The sequence below is a fragment of the Stenotrophomonas africana genome (assembly GCF_013004645.1).
GTDB lineage: Bacteria > Pseudomonadota > Gammaproteobacteria > Xanthomonadales > Xanthomonadaceae > Stenotrophomonas > Stenotrophomonas africana.
Window position 1 is genome coordinate 395,413 of record NZ_JABEME010000002.1, and the last position, 17,693, is coordinate 413,105.

The 17,693-nt window shown below is 65.4% G+C and carries 12 protein-coding genes; 7 read left to right on the forward strand and 5 right to left on the reverse strand.

Annotated features, from left to right (window positions below; genetic code table 11):
• Positions 1-10: 10 nt before the first annotated feature.
• The gene (locus HLA98_RS06000) at positions 11-874 is read right to left on the reverse strand and encodes a prepilin peptidase (RefSeq protein ID WP_049447482.1); all 864 of its coding nucleotides are present in this window, start codon (positions 872-874) and stop codon (positions 11-13) included.
• Between the two features lie 8 nt (positions 875-882).
• Complete coding sequence (locus HLA98_RS06005) at positions 883-2,142, reverse strand: type II secretion system F family protein (RefSeq protein WP_057499451.1); 1,260 nt, start codon at positions 2,140-2,142, stop codon at positions 883-885.
• A 361-nt stretch (positions 2,143-2,503) separates the two neighbouring features.
• Between HLA98_RS06005 and HLA98_RS06010 the strand changes: the two genes are divergently transcribed.
• From HLA98_RS06010 to pilB, 4 genes are all read left to right on the forward strand, one after another.
• Complete coding sequence (locus tag HLA98_RS06010) at positions 2,504-2,941, forward strand: pilin (protein WP_057499450.1); 438 nt, start codon at positions 2,504-2,506, stop codon at positions 2,939-2,941.
• Between the two features lie 98 nt (positions 2,942-3,039).
• Positions 3,040-3,915 (forward strand): sterol desaturase family protein, encoded by an 876-nt coding sequence (locus tag HLA98_RS06015; protein ID WP_160320739.1) that lies wholly within the window; start codon positions 3,040-3,042, stop codon positions 3,913-3,915.
• Between the two features lie 131 nt (positions 3,916-4,046).
• Entirely contained in the window at positions 4,047-7,103 is a 3,057-nt protein-coding gene (locus tag HLA98_RS06020) for a fused MFS/spermidine synthase (RefSeq protein ID WP_057499448.1), read from the forward strand.
• Positions 7,104-7,116: 13 nt separating this feature from the next.
• Positions 7,117-8,844, forward strand: a complete 1,728-nt coding sequence (gene pilB, locus HLA98_RS06025) for a type IV-A pilus assembly ATPase PilB (RefSeq protein ID WP_057499447.1) — start codon at positions 7,117-7,119, stop codon at positions 8,842-8,844.
• A gap of 105 nt (positions 8,845-8,949) precedes the next feature.
• Here pilB and HLA98_RS06030 read toward each other — a convergent pair whose 3' ends face one another.
• On the reverse strand, positions 8,950-10,323 hold the full coding sequence (locus HLA98_RS06030) for a sigma-54-dependent transcriptional regulator (RefSeq protein ID WP_049447478.1): 1,374 nt from the start codon (positions 10,321-10,323) through the stop codon (positions 8,950-8,952).
• 60 nt (positions 10,324-10,383) lie between these two features.
• Positions 10,384-11,997 carry a sensor histidine kinase gene (locus HLA98_RS06035; protein ID WP_049447477.1) on the reverse strand — a complete coding sequence of 538 codons (1,614 nt, stop codon included), beginning with the start codon at positions 11,995-11,997 and terminating at the stop codon, positions 10,384-10,386.
• A 405-nt stretch (positions 11,998-12,402) separates the two neighbouring features.
• Here HLA98_RS06035 and sucC point away from each other — a divergent pair, with 405 nt between their 5' ends.
• The 3 genes from sucC to HLA98_RS06050 all read left to right on the forward strand — a co-directional run bounded on the left by sucC (position 12,403) and on the right by HLA98_RS06050 (position 16,333).
• Positions 12,403-13,572 carry an ADP-forming succinate--CoA ligase subunit beta gene (sucC, locus tag HLA98_RS06040; protein ID WP_004154430.1) on the forward strand — a complete coding sequence of 390 codons (1,170 nt, stop codon included), beginning with the start codon at positions 12,403-12,405 and terminating at the stop codon, positions 13,570-13,572.
• A 20-nt stretch (positions 13,573-13,592) separates the two neighbouring features.
• A complete protein-coding gene (gene sucD / locus HLA98_RS06045; protein ID WP_005410793.1) occupies positions 13,593-14,468 on the forward strand; it encodes a succinate--CoA ligase subunit alpha in 876 nt (291 codons plus the stop codon).
• A 230-nt stretch (positions 14,469-14,698) separates the two neighbouring features.
• Positions 14,699-16,333 (forward strand): NAD+ synthase, encoded by a 1,635-nt coding sequence (locus tag HLA98_RS06050; RefSeq protein ID WP_129550646.1) that lies wholly within the window; start codon positions 14,699-14,701, stop codon positions 16,331-16,333.
• 146 nt (positions 16,334-16,479) lie between these two features.
• On the opposite strand, the gene HLA98_RS06055 is transcribed toward HLA98_RS06050, so the two are convergent.
• Positions 16,480-17,682: an alpha/beta hydrolase family protein gene (locus tag HLA98_RS06055; RefSeq protein WP_129550647.1), complete on the reverse strand. Its 1,203-nt coding sequence runs from the start codon at positions 17,680-17,682 to the stop codon at positions 16,480-16,482.
• Positions 17,683-17,693: the final 11 nt, after the last annotated feature.

Consider the following 17,693-nt stretch of genomic DNA (forward strand, 5'->3'; position numbering starts at 1 on the left):
GGGACTCCCCTCAGCGCAGCCCGCTCATCACCATGTACTGCTCCACCAGCGGCGCACCCCACATGAAGTACAGCCAGCCGGCAACGGCCAGGTAGGGGCCGAACGGGATGGGCGTGGCGCGGTCACGGCCCCGGCTGTACAGCCAGATCGAGCCGATGATGGCGCCCAGCACCGACGACAGCAGGATGATCGGCAGGATGCCCTTCAGGCCGCACCAGGCACCCAGCGCCGCCAGCAGCTTGAAGTCTCCGTGGCCCATGCCTTCCTTGCCGGTCAACTGCTTGAACAGCCACCAGACCGTCCAAAGCGACAGGTAGCCCACCGCCGCGCCTACCAGGGCAGGCTTGGCCGGCATGTACAGGTTGTCGATGCTGCCTATCAGCCCCAGCCACATCAGCGGCAGGGTGAGCTGGTCGGGTAGCAGCTGCGTGCGCAGGTCGATGCCGGACAGGGCAATCAGGAAGCAGGTCAGCACGATGGCGCCGAAGCCCTGCCAGCCGAAGCCGAACTGCCAGACGCAGGCCAGCACCAGCACCGAGGTCAGCGCCTCCACCAGCGGGTACTGCAGCGAGATCGGCGCCTTGCAGTGGCGGCACTTGCCGCCCTGGATGATCCAGCTGAACAGCGGGATGTTCTCGTACCAGCTCAGCTTGTGCTTACAGTGCGGGCAGTGCGACGGCTCGACCACGATCCCCGGTGGGGGTGGTTCATAGAAGTCCGGTTCCTCCAGGACCTCGCGCGCATCGCGCTTCCACTGCCACTCCAGCCGCTTGGGCAGCCGCAGGATGACGACGTTCAGGAAACTGCCCAGCAGCAGTCCCAGGGCGGCCGCGGCGGGGTAGCCGAGGCCGGGATGCTGGTCGAGAAATGCCATTGATACCTTTAGCCGACGACGGCGCCGAGTTTGAAGATGGGCAGGTACATCGCGATGACCAAGCCACCGACAATGGTACCAATGAACACCATGATCATCGGTTCCAGCAGGCTGCTCAAGGCATCCACTGCATTGTTCACTTCCTGCTCGTAGTATTCAGCCACCTTGAACAGCATGGCATCCAGGGCGCCGGCCTCTTCGCCGATGCCGGTCATCTGGATGACCATGTGCGGGAACAGGTTCAGCTGCTTCATGGCCATGTTGACCGGATAGCCGACCGAGACGTCGTCGCGCATCCGCAGCACCCCCTCGCCATAGACCTTGTTGCCGGTGGCGCCGGCCACGATGCCCAGGGCCTCTACCAGTGGCACGCCGGCCTTGAAGGTCACCGCCGTGGTCCGGGCGAAACGGGCGATGGCGCTGTTATGCATGATCTGCCCGATTACCGGCACCTTCAGCACCAGCCGGTCGACCGTGTGCTGCATCTTCTCCGAGCGCCGGTAGGTCATTGCGATGGCGACCACCGATCCGATCAGGACGATGGCCATCAGCCACCACCAGGACACCATGAACCGGGAAAGGTTGACCACCATCTGGGTGAAGGCCGGGAGGTCTGCACCAAAGCTCTTGAAGACCTCCTCGAACTGCGGCACCACCCAGACCAGCAGGATGGTGCTTACCAGGAAGGCCACCACCAGCACCATGGCCGGGTAGAAAAGGGCCTTCTTGATCTTGCCCTTCAACGCCTCGATGTTCTCTTTATAGGTGGCGATGGTATCCAGCACCGTTTCCAGCACACCGGCACTTTCACCAGCCCGTACCAGGTTGCGGTAGAGCTCGTCGAACTGGACAGGGTGGCGGCTGATCGCTTCGTGCAGCGATGAGCCGCCTTCGATGTCGGTGCGAACTGCGTCCACCATCTTCTTCATGCGCGGGTTCTTGTGCCCGCTGCCGATGATTTCCAATGCCGAGACGATCGGTACGCCGGATTTCATCATCGTGGCCATCTGCCGGCTGAAGAAGGCGATGTCCTTGGCATTCACCGGCTTGCCGGCCGCGCCGAACAACGGCTTAGGCTTCGGCTTGACCTGGCCGGGGTTGATCCCCTGCTTGCGTAGTTCGGCGCGCAGCAGATTGGCGTTCTTGGCCAACTGCTCGCCCTTCATCTTGATTCCCCGCTTGTCGGTCCCCTCCCAGACAAACGGCTGCAGCTCCATGGTGCTACGCGCCACGGGCTCTTTCTTGATCGCACTGCGACTGACAGACATGTTGGCTCCCCAAGGCCCGCCATCCCCAGACGGGCATCATGACCGGCGATGGTAGCCGGTTCACGGCCATCCGGGGAGCCTGCTGGCGTGACGCCGCGCAGGGTTTTCGACCTGACGAGACGAAAGGTGACGTACCGCGTCACATTGCCGCGTCCATCGCAGATTCGCTTCTGGGGGGTTCCCATCCGCGAAATTGCTGCCATCATTGGCGCGGGGAAATCGGGGAGACGCTGCCATGGGAGATTGGCACGTAACCTGCGTTGATCCACCCGCGGGGACGGGCAGCCTGCTCATCCGGTCATCTGGCCGGCCGGCCGCCACCCCCGACATCAACCACCACTTATCTTGGGGATGTACCACCATGAAGAACCAGAAGGGCTTCACCCTGATCGAACTGATGATCGTCGTTGCGATCATCGCCATCCTGGCCGCCATCGCGCTGCCGGCTTACTCGAACTACACCAAGAAGGCCAAGGTCTCGGAAGTGATCCTGGCTGCTTCTTCCCTGCGTACCGACCTGTCGGAATACGTGGCCAGCAACAACAAGCTGCCGGACAACAAGTGGCAGCCGGACTTCCAGGAAACCAAGTACGTCAAGTCGCTGGCTTGGAACGGTACTGCCATTGTTGCTACCGCGCAGGCGATCGGTGACACCAACATTGATGGCAAGACCATCACCCTGACCCCGGACGCCACCAAGGTGGCCAATGGCGTGATCCCGGAATGGACCTGCGAAGGCTCGATCGACACCAAGTTCCGCCCGGGTTCCTGCCAGGGCAAGCCGGCCGCTTCCCTGTAAGCGCTGCGGCTGAGTGTGATTGAAGAAGGCCCCGTGAGAACGGGGCCTTTTTATTTGTTGGTTGTTGAATGCGTGGAAATCTGAAGTGGAGGAGCTCCGTGGGTGCATTGGCTGTTCTTGTGCCGAAAATGGAGTTCGACCTGGGCACTCAACTGCATGAAGCCTATGCCTCGGTCAGCGTCGAGGCCGGGGCCTTCCTGCTGCTCGCGTTGATCCTGCAGCGCCGCAACCTTGCGGGCCTGGTGCGGCGTCTGTGGCCGCAGGGCGCCCGCGTGAACTTGCTGTGTCTGGCACTGGAGGTGGTGCTGCTGATGCCGCTTCTGGGGATGCTGCTGATCTGGATGTACCGCACCAGTCGGGGCTGGCAAATGACCTGGGCGGCGGAGCTGTGGGGTTCACTGCCGGCCTGGGGCGTATTGCTGATCGTGGTGTTCGTGGCCGACGGTATCAGCTATGTCCGGCACCGCCTCGAACACACCCGCTGGTTCTGGCCAATCCATGCCATGCACCACAGCGATCGCGAGCTGACCTGGTTCTCGGCATATCGCCAGCACCCGTTGAACCGGCTCAACGCTGCGCTGATCGACATCGGCATCCTGCTGCTGTTGGGCGTGCCGCTCTGGGCGATCTACGCCAACGCACTGGTCAGGCACTACTACGGTCTGCTGACCCATGCCAACGTGCCATGGACACTTGGGTGGCTGGGGCGGGTGCTGGTCTCGCCGGCGATGCACCGATGGCATCATGTGCGCCAGGGCGAAGGAGTCGGCAAGAACTTCGCGACGGTCTTTTCGGTGTTCGACCAGACGTTCGGTACGTACTACGTGCCCAGCGCGTGCCGCGAGCCGACCGGGCTGGACGAGCCCGGGCACAATGCGTTCCTGATGCAGGTGTGCAGCCCCTTCATGAAAGCGGCCGCGGCGCTGCGGACCATTCCGATGGGGCGGCAGGAGCGGCCGCGCATCGAGGAGTGATACAGCCAAGTTTCAAGGCTGCGCCAAGGCCTGCGCAAGGAAGCGACCCACGTCGTTGACCCATCCGGGACTTGCACGTTGCGCAGCGTTGGTGTTTTGTTGACGATTGACCGTGCGACTGGGGAGCCGCAATGAACCGTCCATCCAACAGCCATGGCCCATGGCTGCTGCTGATCTTCATCCTGTCCGGGATCGCCGGGCTGATCTACCAGTCTATCTGGACGCAGTACCTGGGGCTGTTCCTCGGGCATTCCTCGCATGCACAATCCCTGGTGCTGATCCTGTTCATGGGCGGCATGGCGCTGGGCGCGTGGCTGGTGAGCCGGCGCAGCGCACTACTGCAGCGCCCCCTGTTGGCCTATGCGGTCATCGAACTGGTGATCGGTGTACTCGGCATCGGCTTCGACGGTCTGTTCCAGGGCGTGACCGGCTGGGCCTACACGCACTTGATGCCCGGCATGGAGGGGGCGTCCTCAACGGCGCTGCGCTGGGCGTTGGCCACCGCGCTGGTGCTGCCTCAGTGCATCCTGCTGGGGGCGACCTTCCCGCTGATGAGCGCCGGCTACATGCGCCTGCAGCCGATGGCGCAGGGTGAAGTGCTTGCCGGGCTGTATTTCTCCAACAGTCTGGGCGCGGCGGCCGGTGCGCTGGTGGCCACCTACCTGCTGCTTCCCGCAGTTGGTCTGCCCGGCACCGTACTCAGTGCCGGCCTGCTCAACATCGTCGTCGCCATCCTCGTCTATCCCCTGGCCCGTGACGCCAGTGCCCCGGCGGTAATCGCCAGTCCGGCGATCACACCGGGATCCGATGGCTTGCGCCGCAGTGCGGTGCCGGTGCTGCTGGTGCTACTTGTGGCCGCCGGTACAGGTGCATCGTCGTTCGTCTATGAGATCACCTGGGTGCGCATGTTGTCGCTGGCGCTGGGCACCACGCTGCATTCCTTCGAACTGATGCTGGCGGCCTTCATCCTCGGTATCGCCTTCGGTGGGCTGTGGCTGCGCCGCCGTGCTGACCACATGCAATCACCGCTGCGGGTGGCCGGCTGGGTGCAGGTCTGGATGGGGCTGGCCGCGCTGGCCTCGATGTTCGTGTACGCCCAGGCTTTTGACTGGGTGGGCTGGTTGATGCGGGTCATCGTGCGCAGCACCGACGGATACGTGCTGTACAACCTGGCCAGTGCGGTGATTGCCGGGCTGGTGATGTTCCCGGCCGCATTCTTCGCTGGCATGACGCTGCCGCTGCTGACCCTGGCCCTGCTGCGCAGTGGCCACGGCGAACGCTCGATCGGCCAGGCCTACGCCTTCAACACACTGGGCGCGATCGTGGGCGTGCTGGCAGCCATCCATTTGTTGATGCCGCTGTTAGGCTTGAAGTACGCCCTGCTGGTGGCTGCACTGGTGGATATCGCATTGGGCTGGGTGCTGCTGCATCGTATGCGTGCAGCGGACGAGCGCGGGTTGAGTTCGCCGCTGCTGCGGGCCGGTGCGTTGGGCGTCGCCGGAGTGATCGCGGCGGTGCTGCTGGTACGGTTTGATCCCTTGGTGCTGAATTCCTCCGTTTACCGGCACGGTAATGTACGCTTGGCCGATACCGCGCGGATGCTGTTCTCCCGAGATGGGCAGACCGCGACCGTGGCGGTCTACGAGAATCCGCATGCGGGCGGCCAGATGCGCGCCATTGCCACCAACGGCAAGGTGGACGCGGCCATGTCGGTGTCGATGCAGCAGGTGCCGACCAGCGACGAGTCGACGATGATCCTGCTGGCGGCACTGCCGCTGGCACTGCGCGAGGACTACCAGCGCGTCGGCGTGATCGGCTTCGGTTCCGGGCTCAGCACGCACACGCTGCTGGGCGATGGTCGCGTTGGCCGGGTGGACACGGTGGAGATCGAACCGGCCATGGTCGAAGGCGCGCGCCTGTTTGGTAAGCGTGTCGAACGCGCCTTCAAGGACCCGCGTTCGCATGTGGTGATCGACGACGCCAAGTCCTATTTCGCCGCGAGCCCACGCAAGTACGATCTGATCATTTCCGAACCTTCCAACCCGTGGGTAGGTGGCACGGCGGCGCTGTTCAGCGATGAGTTCTATGCGTTCGTGCCGCAGCAGCTCAACGAAGGTGGCGTGTTCGTGCAGTGGCTGCAAATGTATGAGATCACGCCCGAGCTGGTCAGTTCGGTGCTGGCAGGCATGTTGGAGCAGTTCTCCGATGCGCGCGCCTACCTGGCCAACCGCGGCGACCTGATCCTCGTGGCAACGCCGAAGGGCAAGTTGCCGCCGATGAACGACAGCCTGTTCAAGCAACCTGCACTGCGTGCAGAGCTTGCGCGCATCGGCGTGCATTCGCTGGCGGACTTGCAGGGCACGCTGTCGATGGACGACGCTGCGCTGAGAGCCTTCGTGCCGTTGTATCCGGCCGCACGTAATTCCGATTACTTCCCTACGCTGAGGCTGAAGGCACCCGTGGCGCGCTTCCAGGGCGCATTCACCCGTGACTTCCAAGAAGTGATGGTGGCGCCTTGGGCGCTTGTGTCTCGCGCCGATGACGCGCGCGTGGGTGGCGCAGCGCAGGATCGCGCCCAGCCCGCATCGAGCCGTGATGACAAGCGTCCGGCCGCGCGGGCGCTCGCCGCTCTTCTGCAAGGCAATGCTGCGCCTTCGCAGGATGTCAGTGCTGCTGACTGGTTGCGTGCCCAGGCGCTGCGTGGGCTTGCGGTTCGCTGCGAGCTGGACAAGGCGCCGCTGGAAAGTGCTCAGTTGTTGTTCGCGCTGTTCAGTGATACCTCGCCGTTCCTGGCGGCAGAGCAACGTGCGGCGCTGTGGTCACAGCGAGCATGGATGGACTGCTCGCCGCAGGATGCGACCGTGTCTGCCAGCCTGGCCCTGGTCGCTGCGGCGGCCACCGACGATCACCACACCGTACTAACGGAAGGACGTCGATTGTTGCAGGGCGAGCGTGGCCCGGCGCTGCTGGCCGATGCCGGCTCGGGCTATTATCTGTTCGGTGCAATGCAACATGCCGCACGGTCGCTGGGGGATACCGCAGCGTCGCGGCAGCTGACGGACCAGTACTGGCAGGCGCTTGCGCCTGACGCTCGACGGAACGGGCCACTGCGCCTGCTGAGTTACCTGGCCTCCACCGGCCCGGTTCCGGCTGCAACCGCTGATTCCCAGCCGTCAGGGCAAAAGTGATACGAGGAAGACCATGAGCGTTGTTTCCCCCCCCAACCTCGTCGGCATCACCGGCCTGGCCCGCCGCCTGGTCCAGGACGGCGCCCTCGACGAGGCTACCGCCCGCGACGCGATGGCCAGGGCCGCCGCCGCCCGCCAGCCGCTGCCCACCTGGTTCGCCCAGAACAAGCTGGTCAGCGCCTCGCAGCTCGCCGCCGCCAACGCTGTCGAGTTCGGCATGCCGCTGTTCGACGTGTCCACGTTCGACGCCAGCCAGAATGCGATGAGCCTGGTCAGCGAGGAACTGCTGCGCAAGCACAACGTGCTGCCGCTGTTCAAACGCGGCGGCAAGCTGTTCGTCGCTACCAGCAATCCGACCCATGCGCTGGACGAGATCAAGTTCCACACCAATCTGGTGGTGGAACCGATCCTGGTTGATGAAGACCAGATCCGCCGGACGCTGGAGCAGTGGCACGCCAGCCACGACACCATCGGCGACGCGCTCGGTGGCGATGACGAGGGTATGGCCAACCTCGATGTCGGGTTGGGTGACGAGGACAATGCCGGTGGCGACTCCGGCATCGACGCCAAGGGTGACGACACCCCGGTGGTGAAGTTCGTCAACAAGGTGCTGGTCGACGCGATCCGCAAGGGCGCATCGGACATCCACTTCGAACCCTACGAAGACGATTACCGCGTGCGCCTGCGCATCGACGGCCTGCTGAAGATGGTGGCGCGCGCGCCAGTGAAGTTGAACCAACGCATTGCCGCGCGCCTGAAGGTGATGGCGCAGCTGGACATCGCCGAGAAGCGCGTGCCGCAGGACGGTCGCATCAAGCTCAACCTGTCCAAGACCAAGCAGATCGACTTCCGCGTCAGCACGCTGCCGACCCTGTTCGGCGAGAAGGTGGTGCTGCGTATCCTCGATGGCAGCGCGGCCAAGCTGGGTATCGACAAGCTGGGCTACGAGCCGGACCAGCAGAAGCTGTTCCTGGAGGCCATCCACAAGCCGTACGGCATGGTGCTGGTGACCGGCCCCACCGGTTCGGGCAAGACGGTGTCGCTGTACACGGCGCTGGGCATCCTCAACGATGAGACGCGCAACATCTCCACCGCCGAAGACCCGGTGGAAATCCGCCTGCCCGGCGTCAACCAGGTACAGCAGAACAACAAGCGCGGCATGACCTTCGCCGCGGCACTGCGCTCGTTCCTGCGACAGGATCCGGACATCATCATGGTCGGCGAAATCCGCGACCTGGAGACGGCCGAGATTGCGATCAAGGCGGCGCAGACCGGCCACATGGTGCTGTCCACGCTGCATACCAATGATGCGCCGCAGACCATCGCGCGCCTGATGAACATGGGCATCGCGCCGTACAACATCACCAGCTCGGTGACGCTGGTGATCGCGCAGCGCCTGGCGCGCCGGTTGTGCAACAACTGCAAGCGCCCGGCGAATCTGCCGGAGCATGCATTGCTGGCCGAGGGCTTCACCCAGGCGCAGCTGGACGCAGGCATTGAGCTGTACGAGGCGGTGGGGTGCGATGAGTGCACCGAGGGCTACAAGGGCCGTACCGGTCTTTACCAGGTGATGCCGATGACCGATGAGATCGCTACGATCGTGCTGGCCGGTGGCAATGCACTGCAGATTGCCGAGGCGGCGCAGCAGATCGGGGTGAATGACCTGCGGCAGTCGGCGTTGAAGAAGGCGGCGGCGGGTGTGACCAGCCTGGCCGAGATCAATCGCGTTACCAAGGATTGAGGTAGAGCCGAGCCCATGCTCGGCTGAGGGACCGAAGAGCAGCCGAGCGTGGGCTCGGCTCTACAGTAGATCCACGCCATGCGTGGATGGCGCGGTCCCGACCGCTTACTCCATCCCCAGCTTCTTCAGCTTGTAGCGCAGCGCGCGGAAGGTAATCCCCAGCTGCGCAGCAGTGCGGGTCTTGTTCCAGCGGTTCTCTTCCAGCGCGCGCTGGATGGCGCTGCGCTCCAGCTGCTCGATGTACGAGGGCAGGGCGGCGCTGCCGGGCTGCAGGTCGGCCACGGCTTCGGCGGGCGCGGCACTGCCCGGCGCACGCGGCGCGTGCTGCGGCAGGCGCAGGTCGTCGGCGCCGATGCAGTCTTCCTCGGCCAGGGCCAGCGCGCGTTCCAGGATGTTCTCCAGTTCGCGCACGTTGCCGGGGAAGGCGTACTGCGCCAGTGCCTCCAGCGCCGAAGGCGCCAGCAGCGGGGTAGCACGGCCGTGGCTGCGGGCCAGGCGTGCCAGTACCGCGGCGGCCAGTTCCGGCAGGTCCTGGCGGCGCTCGCGCAGCGGCGGCACCCTCAGTTCGATCACGTTGATGCGGTAGTACAGGTCGTGGCGGAAGCGCCCATCCTCGACCAGCTCGGCCAGGTCCTTGTGGGTGGCCGAGAGGATGCGTACGTCCACCGGCTCCTCATTGGCCGCACCAACCGCTCGCACCGACTTTTCCTGGATCGCGCGCAGCAGCTTGACCTGCATCTGCAACGGCAGCTCGGCCACTTCGTCCAGGAACAGGGTGCCGCCGTGCGCAGCCTGGAACAGGCCGGGCTTGTCGGCATGGGCGCCGCTGAAGCTGCCCTTGCGATGGCCGAAGAACTCGCTCTCCATCAGTTCGCCGGGAATGGCGCCGCAGTTGACCGGTATGAACGGTCCGGCCGCACGTGCGCCCTGGGCATGGATGGTGCGCGCGACCAGTTCCTTGCCCACGCCCGATTCACCGAGGATGTAGACCGGTGCCTGGCTGCGCGCAACCTTGCCGATGGTGGTGCGCAGCACGTCCATGGCCGGCGAAGCACCCAGCAGGCGTGCGCCTTGTTCGGCAGCAGGGCCGGGCACGGGACGTTCGGTGTTGTTGAGTTCCAGCGCATGCTTGACCAGGCCGCGCAGCACCGAGATGTCTACCGGCTTGCTGACGAAGTCGAAGGCGCCGGCCTTCAGTGCTTCCACCGCCAGGTCCATGCTGCCGAACGCGGTGATCATCGCCACCGGCGTGCGCGGGTAGTGCTGGGCGATCTCGCTGACCAGCTCGATGCCGTTGCCGTCCGGCAGCCGCATGTCGGTGATGCAGAGATCGTACGGATTGCTGGCGAGCAACTCGCGTGCTTCGGCCAGGTTGGCGGCAGTACTGATGCGCAGCCCCATGCGGCCGAGGGTCAGTACCAGCAGTTCGCGGATGTCGCGTTCATCGTCGACGACGAGGGCGCTGCGGGTTTCGTTCATGGGCGTGAAAGATAAACGAGGGGGCTGGAAGCGACAAATGTTTGACGCACAGATCTGGAATCAGGTGGGCAACAGCGTGTGCGGGCCGGGCAGCACCAGACGGAAGCAGGAGCCGCCAGCCGGCACCGGGATGTAGTCGAGCCGTGCCTGGTTGGCGCGGCACAACTCGCGGGCGATATACAGGCCCAGGCCGGTGCCATGCTCGGAGGTAGTGAAGAACGGGCGGAACAACTGCGCCGCCACGGTCTCGGGAATACCGGGGCCGCGGTCCATCACGTCGATCACCGCGCTGCGCTCGTGCTGCGCCACGCGCAGGCGCACGCGCGCCGGCTGCTGGCCGATGCGGCCGTATTTCAGTGCGTTGTGCACCAGCACGGTCAGCACCTGGTAGAGGTGCTTCGTGTCGACCTGCGCCATCACCGCCGTGTCACTGATGATCGGCTCGATGCTGTCGGTCTCCAGCGTCTGGCCCTGCTTGTACTCCAGCACGAAGCGTCGCACGAAGGCGACCAGGTCCACGTTCTCGGGCGTGGCGCGTTCACGGCGGGCGAGGCCAAGGACGCTCTCGACGATGCCGTTGGTGCGTTGGCACTGCTGGCGGATGATCTGCAGCAGGCGGCGGTCACTCTCGTTGAAACCGGTGCCTTCCTCGAGCAGCTGCACGGCGTAGTTGATCGCCGCCAGCGGGTTGCGGATCTCATGGGCGAGGCTGGCCGAGAAGCGGCCCATCGCTGACAGGGTGAGCGATTCGGCGCGGCGCGAGACCACGCTGGAGTCGTCCAGGAACACCAGGGCCAGCTCGCTGCCGGCCAGCAGGCGCGCAAAGCGTGGCTGCACTTCGGGTTGGTCGGGGTTGAGCTGCAGCGGCAGTTCGTCCTGCGCCCAGCCGTTGCGCCAGCGCTGCAGGCGGCGCGCCAGTTCCGGCGCGGCGCTGGCCAGGTCCAGGCGTCCTGTCTCGCCAATGCCGTCGTTGTCGCCGAGCAGCATCGAGGCCGCTTCATTGGCCAGGGTGATGCGGTTGTCGGCGTCCACCACCAGCACGCCGGTGCGCATGCGGCGGATGATCAGTTCGTTGATCTGGAACAGGTTGGCCACTTCGTCGCCGCGCTGGTTGGCCAGCTGCTGGTTGCGACGGGCGCGACTGCCCACCTGGTAGCTGATGAAGGCCAGTGCCAGGTAGCTGGTGGCGAACATGGCCAGCTCGGCCAGGGTGCGGGTGGGGTCGCCGCCTTCGAGCACCTTCCAGAGGTATTCGGTACCGGTGGCCAGGCTGGCAGCGACCGCCAGGCCCAGGCCCCAGGTCAACGGCAGCAGGGTGGCGGCAGCGGCGATGTTGAACAGCAGCGACATCGAGATGCCGGCGCTGGCGCCGGGCAGGGCGTGTGCCAGCAGGGTGGCGGCGATGATGTCCACCAGCACGCTGCTGACCACGATCGGGCGCAGCCAGCGTTCGTTGCGGCCAATCACCAGGGCCAACAGCGAAAGCACCAGATAGATGGCCGCGACGGTATCGGCCAGGCGCGGGTGATGGGCCTCGCCGACCATGCCCGACAAAGGGCTGTAGAGCAGGCCGGCGATGACCGCGGCGATCAGCACCCGGTACAGCGCAAAGAAGTACAGCTCACGCCGCGGGATCGATTCGATGCGGTCGATCAATGAAGCACTGGGTGACACGCCGGAACTCCCCTTCTGGCTGCCTGGGTCTGGAATCTGCGGCGGGCCTGCCTGGCATCCCCTGAAGCCGGGCGGGTTCGTCGCTTCGATGTGGCCTGCGGTGGAAGCGGTCGAGTAACCTCGACTCTACACACCCTGGCTGACCAGTATAGGGCCCACGGACAGGTGCCGCCGGAGCCCTCTGGATCGCGCATTTGGCCCGCGGTGGATACCGGTGGCCAACCGCGGCCCGGGCGCAACTGCCTGAATGACGGTAGAAATCTGGCCGGCTGTGGCGTTTTGTACAGACTTCTTTGCGCCCCGGCGCTGGCTCGGCCACAATAGTGGGCCCGCCGCGGTCCATGCCGGCGCCCCGCCGGGGCCCTGAGGAATTGCGTGCGGTCGTTCCTATTCCCACGGTGACGCATGAATTTCCACGAATACCAGTCAAAACAACTGCTTGCCGAGTACGGCATCCCGGTCCCGGCCGGCAAGGTCGCTGCGACCCCGGACGAAGCGGTTGCCGCTGCCAACTCCCTGGGCCAGGGCCCCTGGATGGTCAAGGCGCAGATCCACGCTGGCGGCCGCGGCAAGGCTGGCGGCGTCAAGTTCTGCAAGACCACCGACGACGTGAAGGCCGCTGCGGCCAAGATGCTCGGCACCAAGATGGCCACCTACCAGACCGCTGGCGTTGAACTGCCGGTCAACCTGGTGCTGGTGACCACCGCCGGCGAGATCGTCAAGGAACTGTACCTGTCGGTGCTGGTTGACCGTGGCACCAAGACCATCACCTACATCGCCTCTTCGGAAGGCGGCGTGGAGATCGAGCAGGTCGCCGCTGAAACCCCGGAGCTGATCCACTCGCTGAACGTCGACTTCGTCGAAGGCGTGCAGGGTTACCACGGTCGTGATTTCGGCTTCAAGCTGGGCCTGACCGCCAAGCAGGCCGGCCAGTTCGCCAGCATCATGGTGAACCTGTACCGCCTGTTCAACGAAAAGGACCTGGCCCTGGTTGAAATCAACCCGCTGGCCATCCTGGACGACGGCAACCTGTACGCGCTGGACGGCAAGTTCGACAGCGACGACAACGCCGCGTTCCGCCAGAAGGCCCTGGTCGCCATGCGCGACAAGACCCAGGAAGATCCGACCGAAGTGATCGCTTCGGAGCTGGACATCAACTACGTCACCATGGACGGCAACATCGGCTGCATGGTGAACGGCGCCGGCCTGGCCATGGCCACCATGGACGTCATCAAGCTCAACGGCGGCGAGCCGGCGAACTTCCTGGACGTGGGCGGCGGTGCCAACAAGCAGCGCGTCATCGAAGCGTTCAAGCTGATCCTGTCCTCGGACAAGGTTGAAGGCATCTTCGTCAACATCTTCGGCGGCATCGTCCGCTGCGACATGATTGCCGAAGGCATCATCGCCGCCGTGAAGGAAGTAGGCGTCAAGGTTCCGGTCGTGGTGCGCCTGGAAGGCACCAACGTGGAAGAAGGCAAGCAGCTGCTGCGTGACAGCGGCATGGCCATCATCCCGGCTGACAACATCAACGATGGCGCCAAGAAGATCGTTGAAGCTGTCAAGAACGCTGCCTGATCCGACACCAAGGAATTCCCATGTCTGTTTTGATTAACAAGAACACCAAGGTGATCGTGCAGGGCTTCACCGGCCAGCAGGGCACCTTCCACGCCACTCAGATGATCGAGTACGGCACCCAGGTTGTTGGCGGCGTGACCCCGGGCAAGGGTGGCACCACCCATATCGACCTGCCGGTCTTCAACACCGTTGCCGACGCCGTGCAGAGCACCGGCGCCAATGCTTCGGTCATCTACGTGCCGCCGCCGTACGCGGCTGACGCAATCCTGGAAGCCGCTGCTGCCGGCATCAAGGTCATCGTCTGCATCACCGAAGGCATCCCGGTGCTGGACATGCTGCGCGTCAAGAACGTGCTGACCCGTTCGCATCCGGACACCGTGCTGATCGGGCCGAACTGCCCGGGCGTCATCACCCCGGGTGAGTGCAAGATCGGCATCATGCCGGGCCACATCCACCAGCCGGGCAAGATCGGCATCGTGTCGCGTTCGGGCACCCTGACCTATGAAGCGGTCAAGCAGACCACCGAAGTCGGCCTGGGCCAGTCCACCTGCATCGGCATCGGTGGTGACCCGATCAACGGCCTGAACTTCGTCGACTGCCTGAAGCTGTTCAACGAAGACCCGCAGACCGAAGGCATCATCATGGTCGGCGAAATCGGCGGCGACGCCGAAGAAGCTGGCGCCGAGTACATCAAGAACCACGTGAAGAAGCCGGTCGTCGGTTTCATCGCCGGTGCGTCGGCTCCGGCCGGCAAGCGCATGGGCCACGCCGGTGCGATCGCCTCGGGCGGCAAGGGCACTGCCGAAGGCAAGTTCGCTGCCATGGAAGCGGCCGGTGTCGTCACCGTGCGCTCGCCGGGCGACCTGGGCGCTGCCATCGCCAAGCTGGTGAAATAAGATCGACTGCCTCCGGCAGACGATGCTGTAGAGCCGGCCGCTGGCCGGCTACTGAAACAGAAAGGCCGCCTCCGGGCGGCCTTTCTGCGTCTGGTGCCCGGCCATCCCGGTAACCCCATCCACGCATGGCGTGGAGTTACTGAGCCAGGGCTGTCCACGCAGGGAGCGTGTCCGGCGCGCGCATGGCGCAGCGCTACAATGGCGGCATTGCAACCACAGGCTGGATTCCCATGGCTTCGATCCGCATCGCGATGGCGCAGTTCGATTTCCCGGTCGGCGATGTCGCCGGCAACACCGAGCGCATCATCGAGATGATCGGCCAGGCGCGCGACGAGTATGGCGCCGAGCTGGTGATGTTCCCCGAGCTGGCGGTGAGCGGCTACCCGCCGGAAGACCTGCTGCTGCGTCCCGGCTTCCTGTACGAATGCGAGCAGGCGATCGGTCGTATCGCCGCCGCCTGCCGTGGCATCACCGCCGTGGTCGGCTGGCCGCAGGCCGCCGGCGCGGTGGTCTACAACGCCGCCAGCGTGCTGCGTGACGGCCTGGTGGAGCAGACCTACCGCAAGCGCGAGCTGCCCAACTACGCGGTGTTCGATGAGCGCCGCTACTTCGATGTCGATCCGGATGGCGGCAGCTGCGTGTTCGAGATCAACGGCATTCCGGTGGGCCTGCTGATCTGCGAGGACCTGTGGTTTGCCGAGCCGATGGCCGACACCATGCGCGCCGGCGCGCAGTTGGTGGTGGTGCCGAATGCTTCGCCGTACGAGCGTGGCAAGCACGCCCAGCGCGACGCCGTGTTGGCGGCGCGCACCCGTGAGAGCGGGGCAGCGATTGCCTACCTCAACGTGGTCGGTGGCCAGGACGCGCTGGTGTTCGACGGCGCCTCGGTGGTGGCCGATGGCGACGGTACCGTGCACCCGGCCGCCGCCGCCTTCGTCGACCAATGGCTGGTGGTGGAGTACGACGGTGAAACCCGCCGCTTCATGCCGCACGTGTGGATGGACGACGGCGACGAGAGCATGGACGCGCTGGCCTGGCGCGCGGTGACCCGTGGCATCCAGGACTACTGCCGCAAGAACGGCTTCAAGAAGGTGTGGCTGGGCCTGTCCGGCGGCATCGACTCGGCGATCGTGCTGGCCATGGCCGTGGACGCGATGGGCGCGGAGAACGTGACTGCCGTGCGTCTGCCGTCGCGCTACACCGCCGGCCTGTCCAATGACCTGGCTGCAGAACAGTGCCAGGCACTGGGCGTGAAGCTGGAGGCGGTGTCGATCGAACCGGCCTTCAAGGGCCTGATGGAATCACTGGCGCCGATGTTTGAAGGCACGACCCCGGACGTGACCGAGGAAAACCTGCAGTCGCGCAGTCGTGGCGTGATCCTGATGGCGCTGGCCAACAAGTTCGGCGGCCTGCTGCTGACCACTGGCAACAAGAGCGAGTACGCGGTCGGCTACGCCACCATCTACGGCGACATGTGTGGTGGCTACGCGCCGCTGAAGGACCTCTACAAGACCGAGGTGTTCGGGCTGTCCAAGTGGCGCAACACCGTGGGCGGCGCGCCGGTGATCCCGCCGGCGGTGATCAGCCGTCCGCCGTCGGCCGAGCTGCGCGAGAACCAGCTGGACCAGGATTCGCTGCCGGCCTATGACGTGCTGGACGGCATCCTGTACCGCTACATCGACCAGGAGCAGTCGCGCACGGAGATCGTGGCCGCCGGTTACGACGCGGCCGTAGTCGACCGCGTGCTGCGCCTGGTGCGCATCAGCGAGTGGAAGCGGCATCAGGCCGCGCCGGGGCCGAAGGTCTCGCGCCGGGCGTTCGGCCGTGAGCGTCGTTACCCGATCAGCAACGGCTACAAGGGCTGAGGCAGCGGGCGGTGGGCCTTGGCCCGCCGCTACCGGGCCCTCCACGCGTGGGCGTGGATCTGTTGTAGAGCCGAGCCATGCTCGGCTCAGAGACAGTCGAGCGTGGCTCGACTCTACATTTCGGGCTGTCCACGCATGGCGTGGATTTACGGGGACTCGTCCAGTACCTGTTCCAGATGGGCGGTCTCGGCCGCTTCATTGAAGTGCGCATCCCCCAGCCGTGCGCGCACGAACGCCAGGCCATCCGCAGCGGCCGCGTCCAGCGTGCCGCGGTGGTCGACCGGGTAGCGTCGGAACGCGACCGGCTCGCCACGCAGGGCCAGGCCTGCGGCATACAGCAGGGTGGTCAGATAGGGCACGTCGCGGTCCTCGCTGCCGTGGCCCAGCATCAGCGGTTGGCTGAAGCCGCGACGTGGTACGCCGAGATAGTCGTACAACACGGCCCAGATGCCCGGCACGCTGGTCAGCGGTGCAGTGAACATGCTGCCGGTATCCGCACCGTCCAGCGTGGCGGCCAGTTCGCCCAGGCACTGCTCGCGTGCCACTGCCACGCGGGCGCGGCCGGTGTTGCTGAGGACGCGGTCGATCTGCGGCGCGACCTGCAGCAGGCCATCGAGCAGATACGCGTGATACGCATTGAGCGCGCCAGGATTGGCGGTGCGGTTGCCTGGCTTCATCACCAGCGCGGTCAGCTCGACCGCGGTGGGCGTACCAGTGGTGAAGCTGCCGCGGTAGTGCAACGCCGGCCCGCCATAGGTGGGGGCGATGTGGCCTGCCGTGAGCGCGGCGGCGCCGCCCTGCGAATGGCCGACCGAGACCCAGCGCGGCGACAGCGTTGCGGTGCCCAGGTACTGGCGGCTGGCTTTGATCAGGTCGATGGCGTTGCGCGCGGCAGTGCGCACATGCAGATAGGCATGGTCACCTGGATTGCCGAGGCCCTGGTAGTCTGCGGCCACCACCGCATAGCCCTGTGCCAGGAACTGATCGAGGAAGCGTCCGTCGCGTTCGGGTTGGTAGGGGCCGGACACTGAAGGCGCACAGCGGTCCGCGATGCCCTGGGTGCCATGTGCCCACGACACCACCGGCCAGCCACCTGCAGGAGCCGCGCCGGCGGGCAGGTACAGCAGGCCGGTGCCTTCGGCCAGCTGGCCGCGATGGTCCGGGGTGCGGTAGTGCAGCTTGTAGGCCTGCGCGGCCTTGGACGGTACCCATGACGCGCGATAGGGGGCCGCGGACAGCAGATCGCCCGGTGCATCCGGTGCGGCAGCCAAGGGGCCGGAGGACAGCGTCAGCAGGGTGGTGGCGAGGAGGCAGGCCAGGGGGCGGATACGGCGGGGCGGTGGGGTCATGGGGCGCTCCT

Coding starts and splice junctions, on each gene's coding strand:
- HLA98_RS06000 (WP_049447482.1), bottom strand. CDS start 874: ATGGCATTTCTCGACCAGCATCCCGGCCTCGGCTACCCCGCCGCGGCC.
- HLA98_RS06005 (WP_057499451.1), bottom strand. CDS start 2,142: ATGTCTGTCAGTCGCAGTGCGATCAAGAAAGAGCCCGTGGCGCGTAGC.
- HLA98_RS06010 (WP_057499450.1), top strand. CDS start 2,504: ATGAAGAACCAGAAGGGCTTCACCCTGATCGAACTGATGATCGTCGTT.
- HLA98_RS06020 (WP_057499448.1), top strand. CDS start 4,047: ATGAACCGTCCATCCAACAGCCATGGCCCATGGCTGCTGCTGATCTTC.
- pilB (WP_057499447.1), top strand. CDS start 7,117: ATGAGCGTTGTTTCCCCCCCCAACCTCGTCGGCATCACCGGCCTGGCC.
- HLA98_RS06030 (WP_049447478.1), bottom strand. CDS start 10,323: ATGAACGAAACCCGCAGCGCCCTCGTCGTCGACGATGAACGCGACATC.
- sucC (WP_004154430.1), top strand. CDS start 12,403: ATGAATTTCCACGAATACCAGTCAAAACAACTGCTTGCCGAGTACGGC.
- sucD (WP_005410793.1), top strand. CDS start 13,593: ATGTCTGTTTTGATTAACAAGAACACCAAGGTGATCGTGCAGGGCTTC.
- HLA98_RS06050 (WP_129550646.1), top strand. CDS start 14,699: ATGGCTTCGATCCGCATCGCGATGGCGCAGTTCGATTTCCCGGTCGGC.
- HLA98_RS06055 (WP_129550647.1), bottom strand. CDS start 17,682: ATGACCCCACCGCCCCGCCGTATCCGCCCCCTGGCCTGCCTCCTCGCC.